The organism is Streptomyces sp. NPDC051218 (genome assembly GCF_044455475.1).
Taxonomy (GTDB): Bacteria; Actinomycetota; Actinomycetes; order Streptomycetales; family Streptomycetaceae; genus Streptomyces.
The window spans coordinates 1-12,761 of record NZ_JBITEU010000032.1 but is presented as its reverse complement, the minus strand read 5'-3'; the positions used below and the strand labels follow the sequence as shown (position 1 = coordinate 12,761).

13 protein-coding genes and 2 pseudogenes are annotated in these 12,761 nt (G+C 69.0%); 9 read left to right on the top strand and 6 right to left on the bottom strand.

Annotated features, from left to right (window positions below):
• Positions 1–126: 126 nt before the first annotated feature.
• On the bottom strand, positions 127–330 hold the full coding sequence (locus ACIBCK_RS39090) for a restriction endonuclease (RefSeq protein WP_399398125.1): 204 nt from the start codon (positions 328–330) through the stop codon (positions 127–129).
• Positions 331–823: 493 nt separating this feature from the next.
• On the opposite strand from ACIBCK_RS39090, the gene ACIBCK_RS39085 reads away from it, so the two are divergent.
• Complete coding sequence (locus ACIBCK_RS39085) at positions 824–1,291, top strand: hypothetical protein (RefSeq protein ID WP_399398123.1); 468 nt, start codon at positions 824–826, stop codon at positions 1,289–1,291.
• 713 nt (positions 1,292–2,004) lie between these two features.
• Complete coding sequence (locus ACIBCK_RS39080; protein ID WP_399398121.1) at positions 2,005–3,468, top strand: MFS transporter; 1,464 nt, start codon at positions 2,005–2,007, stop codon at positions 3,466–3,468.
• A 69-nt stretch (positions 3,469–3,537) separates the two neighbouring features.
• On the opposite strand, the gene ACIBCK_RS39075 is transcribed toward ACIBCK_RS39080, so the two are convergent.
• On the bottom strand, positions 3,538–4,101 hold the full coding sequence (locus ACIBCK_RS39075; RefSeq protein ID WP_399398120.1) for a hypothetical protein: 564 nt from the start codon (positions 4,099–4,101) through the stop codon (positions 3,538–3,540).
• Between the two features lie 502 nt (positions 4,102–4,603).
• On the opposite strand from ACIBCK_RS39075, the gene ACIBCK_RS39070 reads away from it, so the two are divergent.
• The 4 genes and pseudogenes from ACIBCK_RS39070 to ACIBCK_RS39055 all read left to right on the top strand — a co-directional run.
• Entirely contained in the window at positions 4,604–5,182 is a 579-nt protein-coding gene (locus tag ACIBCK_RS39070) for a carboxymuconolactone decarboxylase family protein (protein WP_399398126.1), read from the top strand.
• Positions 5,179–6,051, top strand: coding sequence for an RNA polymerase sigma-70 factor (locus tag ACIBCK_RS39065; RefSeq protein ID WP_399398118.1), 873 nt, complete (start codon positions 5,179–5,181; stop codon positions 6,049–6,051). Before ACIBCK_RS39070 ends, ACIBCK_RS39065 begins: the two co-directional genes overlap by 4 nt.
• Before the next feature lie 57 nt (positions 6,052–6,108).
• Complete coding sequence (locus ACIBCK_RS39060) at positions 6,109–6,351, top strand: alpha/beta fold hydrolase (protein ID WP_399398116.1); 243 nt, start codon at positions 6,109–6,111, stop codon at positions 6,349–6,351.
• A gap of 672 nt (positions 6,352–7,023) precedes the next feature.
• A pseudogene (locus tag ACIBCK_RS39055) lies at positions 7,024–7,792 on the top strand (transposase); the annotation flags it as partial.
• 250 nt (positions 7,793–8,042) lie between these two features.
• Here ACIBCK_RS39055 and ACIBCK_RS39050 read toward each other — a convergent pair.
• Together ACIBCK_RS39050 and ACIBCK_RS39045 are read right to left on the bottom strand one after the other, a co-directional pair.
• Complete coding sequence (locus tag ACIBCK_RS39050) at positions 8,043–8,240, bottom strand: hypothetical protein (RefSeq protein WP_399398128.1); 198 nt, start codon at positions 8,238–8,240, stop codon at positions 8,043–8,045.
• A gap of 244 nt (positions 8,241–8,484) precedes the next feature.
• Positions 8,485–9,273, bottom strand: a complete 789-nt coding sequence (locus ACIBCK_RS39045) for an SDR family oxidoreductase (RefSeq protein WP_399398114.1) — start codon at positions 9,271–9,273, stop codon at positions 8,485–8,487.
• 97 nt (positions 9,274–9,370) lie between these two features.
• Between ACIBCK_RS39045 and ACIBCK_RS39040 the strand changes: the two genes are divergently transcribed.
• The 3 genes and pseudogenes from ACIBCK_RS39040 to ACIBCK_RS39030 form a co-directional block, all read left to right on the top strand.
• The gene (locus ACIBCK_RS39040; RefSeq protein ID WP_399398112.1) at positions 9,371–9,940 is read left to right on the top strand and encodes a TetR family transcriptional regulator; all 570 of its coding nucleotides are present in this window, start codon (positions 9,371–9,373) and stop codon (positions 9,938–9,940) included.
• Positions 9,941–10,184: 244 nt separating this feature from the next.
• Complete coding sequence (locus ACIBCK_RS39035) at positions 10,185–10,463, top strand: DUF3253 domain-containing protein (RefSeq protein ID WP_399398110.1); 279 nt, start codon at positions 10,185–10,187, stop codon at positions 10,461–10,463.
• A gap of 56 nt (positions 10,464–10,519) precedes the next feature.
• Positions 10,520–10,761: pseudogene (locus ACIBCK_RS39030) on the top strand (TetR family transcriptional regulator); the annotation flags it as partial.
• 21 nt (positions 10,762–10,782) lie between these two features.
• Here the strand turns inward: ACIBCK_RS39030 and ACIBCK_RS39025 are convergent.
• Together ACIBCK_RS39025 and ACIBCK_RS39020 are read right to left on the bottom strand one after the other, a co-directional pair.
• Positions 10,783–11,670: an RNA polymerase sigma-70 factor gene (locus tag ACIBCK_RS39025; protein ID WP_399398108.1), complete on the bottom strand. Its 888-nt coding sequence runs from the start codon at positions 11,668–11,670 to the stop codon at positions 10,783–10,785.
• Positions 11,671–11,690: 20 nt separating this feature from the next.
• Positions 11,691–12,527, bottom strand: coding sequence for an NmrA/HSCARG family protein (locus ACIBCK_RS39020; RefSeq protein WP_399398106.1), 837 nt, complete (start codon positions 12,525–12,527; stop codon positions 11,691–11,693).
• Positions 12,528–12,761: the final 234 nt, after the last annotated feature.

Here is a 12,761-nt window from a genome sequence, read left to right as displayed (position 1 = left end):
AACCTATATCCGCGTTTCAAAGTCGGGGCTACCGTTGGCGTGAAGCCTCTGCGGTCTGCGGAGGCGGGCAGAGGGGGGCGACGAGTCCATGAGGAGCTGGCTCTACACCTTGGACCCGAAGAAGGATCAGATGGACGGTGGGCCTTCGACACCAGGCCACGTGCTGGCGCTCGCCCAAGCTGAGCCCCGGCGGGACTGGTGGCTTCCCGTGGGGGTGACGTCGATGACGTCGGCTCCCAGATCGCCGGAGCCCCCCATGGCGCGCGTGAGGGTGAATTCATCGCGCTGGCACAGCTCGGCGATCGCCAGCTCGAACCGCGCCGGGGTCATCGTGTTGAGATCTTCGATGCTGATGCGAAGAGGAGACGTCCGGCGCCGGGACGAGCTCGGTGTGCCGCGCCCACCGGAAGGCGGCCGCGGGCACGCGCAGACAGCTCGCGTCGTACTTGGTTCGTCATGCCATGAGATCCCTCTCTCATCGTTCGCCCCGAAGTGACGAACAGAACATGATAGAGCAGCTGAAAGCGTGTCAATACCCCTTGAAATGACTTGAGTTGGACTCACTCCATTCGTGCCGCGACCGCGTATCCGAGGCAGGAATCACTCGCCGGGACGCTGCCGCGGCTCCTGGTGCCAAGCGGCTTGAGTGCCCTGCCTGCGCGGTGGATGACCCGCGCTGACCGGGCGGTGGTCGGCTCTCAGGCGCCGGTCGCGGCCGACTGCTCGGTTCGGTAGCCAGGACGGCAGGGGTGCCGAAAGACGCGGTGGCCCCTGGCCGATACGATCCCCCTCAGAGTCGAGAAGATCACGGGGAAACATCGCCATGCCGGAAGCCATATCCGTCCAACAGCAGGCTGCCCTAAGCCAGTTGGCGCCGGGCGAGCAGCTCCTCGCCTACGGAATCGTCGTCCCCGTGAAGAGTGCTGAAGGCGTCAAAATCAAGCACGGGAAGATCGGCGGGATGCTCGGTGACCAGCTGATGCACCGGTACGGCGCCCAGTCCGGCGGTGATCAGAGCATCGCGGCGGCCATACCACCCACGTCTGGCGCGCTGCTGATGCGGGTGACGGACCAGCGAGTCGGCCTCGTACGGCACCTGGATGGCACGTCCGTCTGGGAGGTCCCCCGCACCTGGGCAGCCCAGGTGGAGCGCCGCCCTCGCCTCCAGCTCATGGCTCGCTTCCGGGTCCACTACGCGGACGGTAGCTGGCTCGCCTTCCTCACCGCGCGCCGTCGCACGATCGAGGCTTTCACCACCGCGCTGAACAACGGCAGTACCGACGGTAGCTGAGCTTGAGTTTTGACCTCTGGCTGGCTTGCGCAGCCCTACCCGCAGCGGTCCTACTGGCGCCAGGCTGTGCGTGCGACGGTCGTCGTTGAATCCGTGCAAGGCTGACGTTGACCATCAAGAAATGTTCGTGATCTCCCGCGGCGGACCAGGTCCCGCTACGCCCCCCCCGTCCGGACGTCTGCGCTCGCCGACCTGGAGAAGCTGCCGCGGACGCCCGCGCCCCCTCCTGCGCGGTCGGGTCCCACGGTGGATTCCCTACTGGACGAGGGCAGATCGCTTGGGCCCTATGGCTCCGGCTGCGACGCAGAGTGCGCTCGGCACAGGGACGCTGCGACTGGATCGTTTACAGCGACAAGGACGGACTGTTGCGCAGGGCCCGGACTCAGCGGGACGCAGTGAGATGGACCAGGCAGCACATGGCAGCAAACCGAGACAGCCGTCCTCTGCTGATGACCGACGACGATCCGCTCGACCCATTTCCTCGGGACCTGGAGGTGGCCCTCGCGCTTGTAGAACTGGCGAGCGGCCTCGTAGTTCATGGCCCACTTGTCGGCCTTCGTACGGCGCGCGGCGCATCTTGAGGAAGTGCTGAGCTTTCGGTTGGTCGTTGTCGGCCGCGCTGGATCGGTTGGGGGAGGGCGGAATGGATAGGGTCGGACCGTCGTCCTGGGGGGTTGTCAGCGGTCGCTTGACCGAAGATCAGGAGTGCTGCCATGGGATCCGTGGAGACTTCGTCTGAGCCTGGCGGACTCGGCTGGAACCGTCAGACGGCGACGCTGGTGCTGCTGTCCTTCGCCATGCTGATCGTCTCCCTCGACCAGTACATCGTGGTCGTGGCGCTCCCCGACATCGCACGCGACCTCGGCTATTCCGCGCGGACCCTCCAGTCGGTCATCAGCGCCTACGCGGTGGCCTCGGCCGGCTTCCTCCTGTTCGGCGGGCGTGCCGCGGACCTGCTCGGGCGGCGCCGCGTCCTGGTTGTCGGCCTCGCGCTCTATGCCGGGGCGGCGTTCGCGGGAGGCCTCGCGACCGTGCCCGGCATGCTCCTGGCCGCCCGCGCGATCCAGGGGCTCGGCGGAGCGCTCGTCTTCCCCACCACCCTGGCCCTCATCAACACCACCTTCGTCGAAGGCCGCGCCCGCAACCGGGCGTTGGGGATCTGGGGAGGGTCGGGTGCCGCGGGGCTCGTCATCGGTGTGCTGCTCGGCGGGGTTCTGACGCAGGCGTTCGGCTGGGAAGCGGTCTTCTTCGTCAATGTCGCACTGGCCGGTCCCGCGCTGCTGCTCGCCTTCGTGGCGATCCCCCGGGACGGGAAACGCGAGAAGGGCCGCAGGTTCGACCTGCCCGGTGCGCTCAGCTTCTCGCTCGGTGTCACGCTGATCGTGTTCGCCCTCGTGCAGGGCCCCGGCTCGGGCTGGCTGTCGCCGGCCATCCTGGGGAGCGCCGTGGCGGGCCTGCTGCTGATCGGCGCCTTCTTCGTCATCGAGCGGCGCAGCTCGGACCCGTTGATGCCGCCCCGGCTGCTCGCCAACCCCAACCTGGTCACCGGCGTCGTCATCGCCTTCATGTTCATGGCGACCTTCGGCTCCGTGCTCTACTTCCTGTCCGTCTACTTCCAGGAAGTCCTCGGCTACGACGCCCTGCGGACGGGCGCCGCCTTCCTCATCCCCACGGCCGTGGTGGTGGCCGGCTCGGCGACCGCGGGCCAGCTCGTGACCCGCTTCGGCCTCAGGCGTACGTTGGCCGCGGCCCTCGCGGTCGGGGCGCTGGGTGCGGTCGCGATAGGTCTTGCGATCTCGCCGAACGGCACCTACACCGGGCTCGTGCCCGGCCTCCTGGCGCTCAGCGTCGGCGACGGGGTCGTCTTCACCACCATGTTCATCGCGGCTGCCACGGGTGTCCCCGACCGACAGCAGGGCATCGCCTCCGGCATTGCCTCGACCGGCTCGGGCGCGGGCGCGTCCGTCGGCCTCGCGGTCCTCGTCCTGGTCGCCACCGCAGGCCTCGACGGCCACTCCGGAGAACGGCTTCGCGCCGCCACCGCCGATGGGATCAGCACCGCGCTCTACGTCGTGGCGGGTGGAATCGCACTGACCTTCGCCGTAGCCCTGACCCGCTGCCCCACACCCCCCACCCCACCCCCATCCCCTGTCCCCCACCAACCCCGCCGCTGTTGACAACACCACCCCGGGCAAACGGGCGGGTGGGTGGGAAAGGTTCGTCATTGGGGGCGGTGTTGGTTGGGGTCAGGTGTGGGGTCTTGAATTCCTGGTGGGGGTGGTGGTGTTGGGGTGTGTGGTGTTTCGTACTGGTGGGTGTGGGTGCCAGGTTCGGGTGAGGTAGTGGGTTTTGGTGGGGTGGATGCCGGTGGTGTCGGCGATGGTGTGGTGGGGGTAGCCGAGGGCGTGGTGGAGGAGGACGGTGTCGTATTGCTGGGGTGAGGTGGCGGCCAGGGGGAGGGGATGGTGTCGGCTTCCGGTGAGGTGGACGAGTTGGTGCCAGGCGTAGGCGGTGGGGTTGGGGTGGCTGATGACGTGGGGCCAGTGGGTGAGGAGGTGGCCCAGGGTGTGGGCGACGGCGTCGACGGCGTCGTGTGGGGGTAGGTGGAGTTGGGCGTAGCCGAGGTAGCAGGGACTGTGCAGGGCGTGGAAGGCCTCAAAGGCGGGCGGCAGTGCGGGGGTTATCCGAGTGCCGGCGTTGCCTGGCGGGGGTGAGGGGGAACGGCGGAGGAGAGGGACGTCGGGGGCGGAGTGGGGCGTGCGCCCGGGTGCGGCGTCGTGGCTGACAAGGGACAGCAGTGCGGCCGTCATCCGAAGGCTCCGGCAGGGAAACTCGAGGACGTGGCCGCGGCGTTCGCCCTTGTTCCTGGGAGGGTGGTGGCGGCGCTCCACAGCGGGCGCAGGGTGTCGGGGCGGCCGTGCAGGGCGGTGACGAGATCGATGACTCTCTCCCAGTCCGGGACCTGTTCACCCTTGAGGACGGCCGCGATCTCAGCTGTAGAGAGGCGGTGGTTGGTGCGGGCGCTGAGCTGGCCGAGGCTGGGGTGGGCATCGGTGAGCAGCAGGCCGCGTAACGCAGCGGACAGGGAATCGGGGCTGGGCGGCTTGCGCCCATGGGCCGCGTCCCACAGGGGTTTGAGGTCGCCTCGGCCGGGCGTCCATTGGCGCCAGCGGCCTGTGCCTGCCGGCAGTAGGGTCCGCAGGCTGCGTGTTGATGGAGGATTTTTGCGCGGTGGCGTTGGGGGGGGGGTGTCACATTCGCGGGCCGGGTGGTGTCTTCATGTGCAACAGGCAATCGTCCTAGGAGGACATGATGGCGCTACGTGTACCGAAGGCCCAGCTTCCCGTCGAGCTCCGGGAAAGCCTGATCAGTCAGCTCGGCTCGGTGCCCGAGCCCAATGAGGTGCTGTGGAACCATCCCGAGCTCGCCGAGGCCAACCAGGAGTTTGCGGCCAAGGTGGCTACGTGGGATGCGGCTGACGCGAGTCTCAAGACGTTCGCGCACATGGCCGTCGCGGCGCGGGTCGGCTGCAGCTGGTGCCTGGACGTCAACTACTTCGCGGCCCAGAATCAGAGCCTGGACCTGGCCAAGGCGAGTCAGGTTCCGCGCTGGCGTCAGTCGGAGGTGTTCACGCCGTTGGAGCGGGAGGTGCTGGAGTACGCCGAGGCCATGACGGACACGCCGACGACTGTCACTGATGAGTTGTCGGCGAGTCTGCTGGGCCGGCTCGGCCCGGCGGGGCTGGTCGAGCTCACGGTGTTCATCGGTTTCGCCAACCTGGCGGCCAGGTGCAACACGGCACACGGGATCACTTCGCAGGGCTATTCCGATGCCTGCGAGCTCCCGCTGGCGGCGCGACCTGAAACGTCCGACGCAGGGTCGGCGGCGTGATTGAGGATGCGTTTGTTGCCCATCGCAGTCTGTTGTTCACGGTCGCCTACGAGATGCTGGGCTCTGCGGCCGACGCGGAGGACGTGCTGCAGGAGTCCTGGCTGCGGTGGGCGGGGGTCGATCAGTCGCGGGTGAGTGACGCGCGGGCCTACCTCGTCAGGACTGTCACGCGCCAGGCGCTCAACCGGCTGCGGACGTTGGCGCGCAGCCGCGAGGACTATGTCGGCCAGTGGCTGCCGGGTCCGTTGTTGACCAGCCCTGATGTGGCTGAGGACGTGGAGCTCGCGGAGAGCGTGTCGATCGCGATGCTGACCGTCCTTGAAACGCTCGGGCCCACCGAGCGGGCGGTGTTCGTGCTCCGTGAGGTTTTCGAGTTGCCGTACGGCGAGATCGCCGAGGCCATCGGGAAGTCCGCGGCCGCGGTGCGGCAGATCGCGCGGCGAGCACGCGAGCATGTGGCGGCCCGGCAGCCGCGGGTTCAGGTGAGCCGGTCGGAGCAACAGGCGGTGGTGGAGCGGTTCCTGCTCGCCTTGCGTACCGGGCAGTTGCAGGAACTCGTGGAGGTCATGGCGCCGGATGTGGTCCTGGTCGCCGATGGTGGCGGACTAGCGGCCGCCGCTCTGGCTCCGGTCCACGGGGTCGACCTCGTGGCGGAGGTGCTCGCGCGCACGAACCGCGTGCAGGTGGCCGCGCTCACGACGACCCCCGTGTGGCTCAACGGGGCACCTGCCGGCCGGATCGAGATCGACGGCCAGCTGGCCACGGCGGTGAGCCTCGTAGTGGAGGACGGACACATCACCCGGGTCTACTTGGTGAGAAATCCACTGAAGCTGACGAGACTGGACCAACCGGTAGAACTCACCAGGTAGGGCGGCTTGCGGCAGTGCGCGTTCCAGGCCAAACCGCCCGGAACGTGCACTGCCCCTATGGTCGCGGACCTCGCGCCTGTGTACCGGTACGACCAGCGGGGCACGGGGCGTTCCCCGTGGCGGGGGCGCCATTCCTTCGCCCGGCATGTCGATGATCTCGTCGAGTTGCTCGAGGCATGGGGCGAGCCCAGAGCTGTGCTGATCGGGCACTCCTACGGTACTGACCTGGCGAGCCGGTTCTGCCTGACGCATCCTGACCGGATTGCCGCGATGCTTCTGATGTGGGCCGTTCGTCGGTGATTGGCGTACCGGGGACCGAGCGGAGCGAGGCCGGCGCAGGTCCGCAGCGCAGCTGGAGCGGCTCCACGCATTGGAGGAGTTGCCGCACCGCACGGAGGAGCAGGACGTCGAGCTGCTCACACTGGCCTGGTTCGCCGACCACGCCGATCCCGAACGGGGGTGGCACTGGGCCGTGCAGGGTGCCCGGCGGTGTCGCCCCGTCAACTGGGGCTATGAGCAGCGAGCTTGGCAAGGCAGGGCGCGCGGACCCGCTCGATGAGCATCTCGCCGAGCTGCGGGCATGCTTGCCCGTGCGGGCGGAGCTTCTCGGTGGGGCCGACGATCCCGCCCAGTGTCGGCTTTTGAGTCACTCGCGCTCGGGCTCGATCTTCCGCTGACGCGCGTCGAAGAGGCTGGGCACGAGCCCTGGTTGGAGCAGCCCAACTCCGTGCGCGCGCACCTTCGTCGATTCGTGCAAGGCACGGTGGGCTCCTAGGGCTTTGACCGGATTGCCGGCCGGCCTCATCCCATGCTGCCGGCACCGCGGCAAGGCCGGTGTCGACATGGTCCTCGAACTAGGCCGCTCACCTGGGTGTTCGCCGGACGCTGCGGCGGCCTTCGTCTGATCGTGTGCTCCGACCAAGGACACACATGACCACGACGAAGGCCGTTGAAGGAGTTTGCTGCCTGATCATGTTCCGGTGGGAGGCGTCCGCGAAAGCGCCACGCTTCAGGGAGGACCTATTCGACTGCCTGACCGCGCGCGGGGATGAGCTGTTCGACCTCGCCGACAACGTTGCTGTGCCGCGGACGGACCTGTGACGGCGCCGGTCGACCTGACGCTGGTGGCTGAGCACCGGCGCGGACACGGCGCGATGTATGAGGCGCTCAACAGCGGAAACGTGGACGCGTCCCGGCTGCGCCAGGTGTTGGCCGGCCTGCCCGTGCCGCAGGCCGCCGACGGCCGCCTGGCCCTCGCGGTCGACGTGAGCAACTGGCTCCGCCCGGACGCGCCGACCGGCGCGGATCGTCTGTTCTGTCACGCCTACGGCCGCAGCGGTCGGTCCTTGGACCAGTTCGTGCCCGGCTGGCCGTACTCGTTCCTCGCGGCCCTGGAATCCGGTCGGACGTCGTGGTGCCAGCTCCTGGACGCCGTGCGTCTTGGGCCGGACGACGAGGGCGCGGAGGCCACCGCCGCCCAGGTCCGCCGGGTGGTCGTGGATCTGATCGAGATGGGCCGCTGGCTCGCGGGTGACCGCGACATCCTAAATCGTCTTCGACGCCGGTTACGACGCCCCGCGCAGCGCTCACCTCCTCGACGGCCTCCCCGGTTGAGGTCCTGGGACGGGTGCGCTCCGACCTCGTCATGCGACGGCCGACACCTTCGCCCAATTCGCCCAAGGAGTACGCCCTGTCCTACACCCGAGGCGGGCGACCGCCGAAGCATGGCAAGGAGTTCCGGCTGCCGGAGCGAGGGGACGGGCGCCGGGTCCGCAGGCACCGCTTCGCCGGAAAGCCGAAACGAACCGGCACCGGAAATTTCCCATTCGCGCCGCCCCCCCGACCACACGCCGCGGCATCAGCAAGCTACAACTCCACAGGTAATTTATGGCCAAGCCCTCCAGCCTTCCAATCCTCAAGCCCCCGAGCGCTCATGCCCGTATGCCCGCGAGCGAGCAAACCCCGAGCCTGCCCCCCCCACTGCCTGCCTCCTAGCGCCCCGCGTCCCGCTCCTCGCGCCGCCGCCAGGCGTCATGCACCGCGTAGGCGATGCTCCCGGCGAGGAAGGCGGCGGGACTGCCGTAGAGCAGCGGCGGACCGACATCGGAGATCCAGTCCCCGATGGCGAGCACCGCCAAGGCATCGACATAACAGAACAGAGCCAAGGCCCCCGCCCCGAGCACCCACATGGGCCACCCCTCCCCACTCGAACCACCGTCCCCCTGGCATGCCCGCCCGGAAGCAACTTCAAAGGGCCCTCAACTGCAGTTCACCGGCGGCGGCCAGGCGGGCGCCTGGTAGCGCGGCACGGGAACGGGATGCGGGCCCCTGCCCCAGGCGGGAAGACCGCCGAGCAGCGGCACGGCGAGGAAGCCCAGCTCAGCCCAGCCCAGTCCCGATCAGCCCAGCCCAGCCCAGCCCAGCCCGCCCTGCTCAACTCAGCGACTGCCCGCCGTCGATCGTGAGCAGCGAACCCGTCATGTAGGGGTTGGCCATCACGAAGAGTGCCGCTGCCGCCGCTTCCTCGGCGGTGCCGAAGCGGCCCAGCGGCAGCGTCTTTGCGGCATGCGCGACGGCCGCGTCCGCGTCCGGCCCTTCGAGCTCTCCGTCTTGGCTCAGGACACTGCGCATCAACGGAGTGTCGACGGCGCCCGCCCGCAGGGCATTGACCCGGATCCGCCGGGGAGCGAGTTCCACCGCGAGCCCTCGGGTGAGCCCTTCGGTCGCGGCGGCGCCGGCGATGGCGGCTGCGGCGTTCGGTATGGGCCGCACCACGAACGTGCCCGACATCAGGGTGAGTGAGCTTCCGGGTGCCAGCCGCGGGGCTGCGACCCGGGCCGCCGCGTAGGCGCCCCACACGCGGTTGTCGATGGAACCCTGGAGCGTGGAGCGATCCGCGTCGGCCAGGGCGCCGCCCACGACCGAACCCGCGGTCACCAGGACGTGGTCGACGGTGCCCGCCGCGTCGAAGATCTGCGTCAGCCGCGCCTCGTCGGTGGCATCGGCCGCGAACGTGGCGACGTCGGCGCCCTGCAACGAAGCCGCCGCCTCCAGCCGCAGCTCGTCACGGGCCACCAGGATCAGGCGCGCCCCGACCTCGGCGAGCAGCCGGGCCGCGGCGAGGCCGATGCCGGAACTGCCGCCGATGATCAGGGCCGTCTGCCCCGCGAGTGCGGTGGGCAGCGGCGAACGGACGGGGACGGGCTGCGTGGCGAGAGACATGAGGACTCCTGAAATAAACCAACTGGTTTGTTTCAGATGTGGTGAGCCTGGCACGGGGCGTGACAGTAAGTCAACTAGTTGGTTTAAAGTGGGGATTATGAGCTACGACGCCGAAGCGACCCGCGGCCGGATCTTCGACGCGGCTGTCGCGGAGTTCGCCGAACACGGCCTGGCCGGCGCCCGGATCGACCGCATCGCCGCTGCGGCCAAGGCCAACAAGCAGGCGATCTACCTCTATTACGGCAACAAGGCGAAGCTCTTCGGTGCTGTCGTGCGGGTCAAGATCGATGCGCTGTGTCACGCCGTGGACCTGGACCCGGACGTCCGGGTCACCGCGGGCCGCATCTTCGACGCCTACGCGCAACGGCCGGACGTCGTGCGGCTGTTGATGTGGGAGGCCCTGGAGGTCAGGGGCGGCGAGGTCGAGGACGAGGCGACCCGGCGCGCGGGCTATCGGGGCCTCGTCTCCGGTATCTGTGACGACCCGGCGCGCGCGACCGCCGTGCAGGACTGGCTGTTCAGCCTGTTCGGTCTGGTCGCCTGGAACTACATGGCGCCACAACTGCGACGGATGATCCTCGACGAGCCGGACGCCGAGGCAGGGCTGCGCCGGCGGCGTGCCGAGGTCGTCGAGCTGGCATCCCGCCTCGGCCCCGCACCGGCCTGAGCCACACCGCCCCGCAGCATGATCGAGCAGCCGACCGCTCCGGGATCACCGCCCTGTTCGTACGGGACATGCCGCTGATCCTGAGCTGCGTGAACACGCTGAAGCGGTGAAGCCCCCGCCGGGAGGCCGGCGGGGGCAGCACCGACCCACCTCCCGCAAGCCGCCTGCTCCGTCCTGGTGGACCGGGGCAGTGGCAGGGCCACCGCTGGCCGTGACGGCCCCGCACCGGGGTGACACTGGCCCGGTGACGGACACAGCACGGCAGAAGATTGAACGCCGCTTGGAACGAGTCATCCTGGAGCTCCTTGACCACCGCGCCGCCGACGCCACGATCTGCCCGTCCGATGCCGCGCGTGCGGTCTACGACGGGGACGACGACGGCTGGCGCGCGCTCATGGAGCCGGCCCGCCGCGCGGCCCGGAACCTGGTCACGGCGGGGGAGGTGGACATCACCCAGGGCGGCCGCCGCGTCGACCCCGACAAGGCCCGCGGCCCGATCCGCATCCGCCGCCGCACCTCCTGACACCCTGTGCGCGCGTGACCGGCCTGGCGTTGCTCCCCCCCCGGGCCCAGACCTAACTGTGGGCGGGCCGGTATGCCCAGTGCCGGATCCTCGACGAGCGCGCCATCGTGCGTGGTGAGCTGCCTGCACAGCACACGGACGCACGGAGCCTTTGATCGCCGCCACGGCGCCGCTCTACCACCAACTGATGCTCCTGCGCACCGCTCCCGACCCGCAACTCCCGGAACGGGCAGCGGCGGTGGCTGTGCTGGCGGCTGCCGCGGGTGCCTTGTCCGCCGGTCAGGGAGGGAGCGTGTGAGTGACCCAGGAGACAGGGTGCTCAGCGGCTCACTTCCGTCTCACGGTCGATTCGCGAGAGCTTTTCGGGATTGCGCACGGCGTAGAGCCCGGTGATCAGTCCGTCGTCGATGCGCATGGCGAGGACGGTGTCGCTCTCGCCGTCCAGCCGGACGATCAGTGCGGGATGTCCGTTGACGTGGGTGGGCCGCATCGATGCCGCTGCAGCGAGCCGGCTCAGCACGGGGGTCACCTGGCCGATGCCCACGATCGGCTGCAGGGCGGCTTGCACGCGCCCGCCACCGTCGGTCAGCAGGACGACGTCCGGTGCGAGGATGTCGAGCAGACATTGCATGTCGCCCGTTTCGACCGCCTGTTGGAAGGCTTGGAGCGCGGCACGGGCCTGGTCCGGGGCAACGGCTCCGCGCGGTCGGCGCGCGGCGACGTGGGACCGCGCGCGATGGGCGATCTGACGTACGGCGGCGGGGCTCTTGCCGACGGCGTCCGCGATTTCGTCGTAACCGAGGTCGAAGACCTCGCGCAGCACGAAGACCGCCCGCTCGGTCGGCGCGAGCGTCTCCAGCACCAGCATCATCGCCATGGAGACGCTGTCGGCCAGCTCCACGTCTTCGGCCACATCCGGGGCGGTCAGCAGCGGCTCAGGCAGCCAGGGGCCGACGTAGGACTCCTTGCGCCGACGCAGCGTATGCAGCCGCATCAGCGCTTCGCGTGTGGTGATCCGCACCAGGAAAGCGCGGGGGTCGCGCACCGTGTCGAGATCGACGCCCGCCCAGCGCAGCCAGGTCTCCTGAAGGACATCCTCGGCGTCGGCGGCCGAGCCGAGCATCTCGTAGGCGACGGTGAACAGCAGGTTGCGGTGGGCGACGAACGCCGCGGTAGCGGGATCTGTACGGCTGGTGATGTGCTCCATGGAGGATTCCTCGCAGAGGCTCATGCGGTGGTTGTCTGTAGCTGCCGGACGAGGAACTCTTCGAAGGTCATGAGCTCCGGATGCAGACCACGCAGGGCGGGGATGTCCGCCTGGTAGCCCTCCTCCGCGAACCACTCGAACATGCGCTCCTCGATGGGCAGTACGTCGAGACGGGTCGGGACACCGGTCACACGCTCGTAGATCCGGGCGATTTCGGGGAAGGTGACCTCGTCGCCGGCCAGCTCGATCTGGCGGCCGACGTAGGTCTGGGGGTCGCCGAAGGCAAGAGCGGCGAACACCCCGATGTCATCAGCAGCGACCATCTGCATCGGCTTGTCCGGCCTGACGGGCAGTGCCATCAGCCGCTCGCTCCGGGCGTCGGCGTAATGCAGCAGGTTGTTCATGAAGAACGCCGGCCGCAGGATGGTGGCGGGCAGTCCGAGAGCGACGATGTGTCGTTCGACCCTGGCCTTGGTCTCGAAGTGGTCGATCCCGGTGCGCCGTTCGGCACCGCCCACGGAGCTGTACACGAAGTGCCCGACCCCGGCCGACTTGGCGGCATCCGCCACCGTCTTGCCCTGACGGACCTCCGCGGCCAGAGTCGCCGGCTCGTACGCCAGCGCCTGCACACTGAACACGCCATGGACACCGGCCATGGCCCTGTGCAGGGACGCCTCGTCGTCCATGTCACCTGCGACGAGAACCGCACCCTGCTCCCGCAGTTCCCGGGCCCCGGGCTTGTCCGGATCGCGGACCAGGGCCCGCACATCCCATCCTCGGGACAGCAGCGCCCTTGCGGTCGCACCACCCTGGTTCCCGGTACCGCCGATGACCAGAACACTCTTCTCGCTGGACATAAAGATCTCCTCACGCTCGGGGCCGGCCTCGCCCGTGATCGGTCGGCCGGACGGCTCAACCCTGCAACCCGAAGTGCAGTTGAGGTCAACGATCGGTGCGACCGGACCACCCACCAGATGCCGCCGCTCACCGCTGTGTTGTGGGGAAGGTGCCCGCTCCCCGCACCCCAGTGAGGTGGCTGGGCTGGGGTGTTGTGGGTTTGTTGAGAGGTGGGTTTGGTGGCTTAGGCGGTT

Excerpts from the sequence above, each read along its gene's own strand:
- ACIBCK_RS39025 (WP_399398108.1), bottom strand. The coding sequence starts at position 11,670 with ATGGAGCACATCACCAGCCGTACAGATCCCGCTACCGCGGCGTTCGTC.
- ACIBCK_RS39050 (WP_399398128.1), bottom strand. The coding sequence starts at position 8,240 with ATGTGGGTGCTCGGGGCGGGGGCCTTGGCTCTGTTCTGTTATGTCGAT.
- ACIBCK_RS39040 (WP_399398112.1), top strand. The coding sequence starts at position 9,371 with ATGAGCTACGACGCCGAAGCGACCCGCGGCCGGATCTTCGACGCGGCT.
- ACIBCK_RS39045 (WP_399398114.1), bottom strand. The coding sequence starts at position 9,273 with ATGTCTCTCGCCACGCAGCCCGTCCCCGTCCGTTCGCCGCTGCCCACC.
- ACIBCK_RS39020 (WP_399398106.1), bottom strand. The coding sequence starts at position 12,527 with ATGTCCAGCGAGAAGAGTGTTCTGGTCATCGGCGGTACCGGGAACCAG.
- ACIBCK_RS39075 (WP_399398120.1), bottom strand. The coding sequence starts at position 4,101 with ATGACGGCCGCACTGCTGTCCCTTGTCAGCCACGACGCCGCACCCGGG.
- ACIBCK_RS39070 (WP_399398126.1), top strand. The coding sequence starts at position 4,604 with ATGGCGCTACGTGTACCGAAGGCCCAGCTTCCCGTCGAGCTCCGGGAA.
- ACIBCK_RS39090 (WP_399398125.1), bottom strand. The coding sequence starts at position 330 with ATGACCCCGGCGCGGTTCGAGCTGGCGATCGCCGAGCTGTGCCAGCGC.
- ACIBCK_RS39085 (WP_399398123.1), top strand. The coding sequence starts at position 824 with ATGCCGGAAGCCATATCCGTCCAACAGCAGGCTGCCCTAAGCCAGTTG.
- ACIBCK_RS39080 (WP_399398121.1), top strand. The coding sequence starts at position 2,005 with ATGGGATCCGTGGAGACTTCGTCTGAGCCTGGCGGACTCGGCTGGAAC.
- ACIBCK_RS39060 (WP_399398116.1), top strand. The coding sequence starts at position 6,109 with ATGGTCGCGGACCTCGCGCCTGTGTACCGGTACGACCAGCGGGGCACG.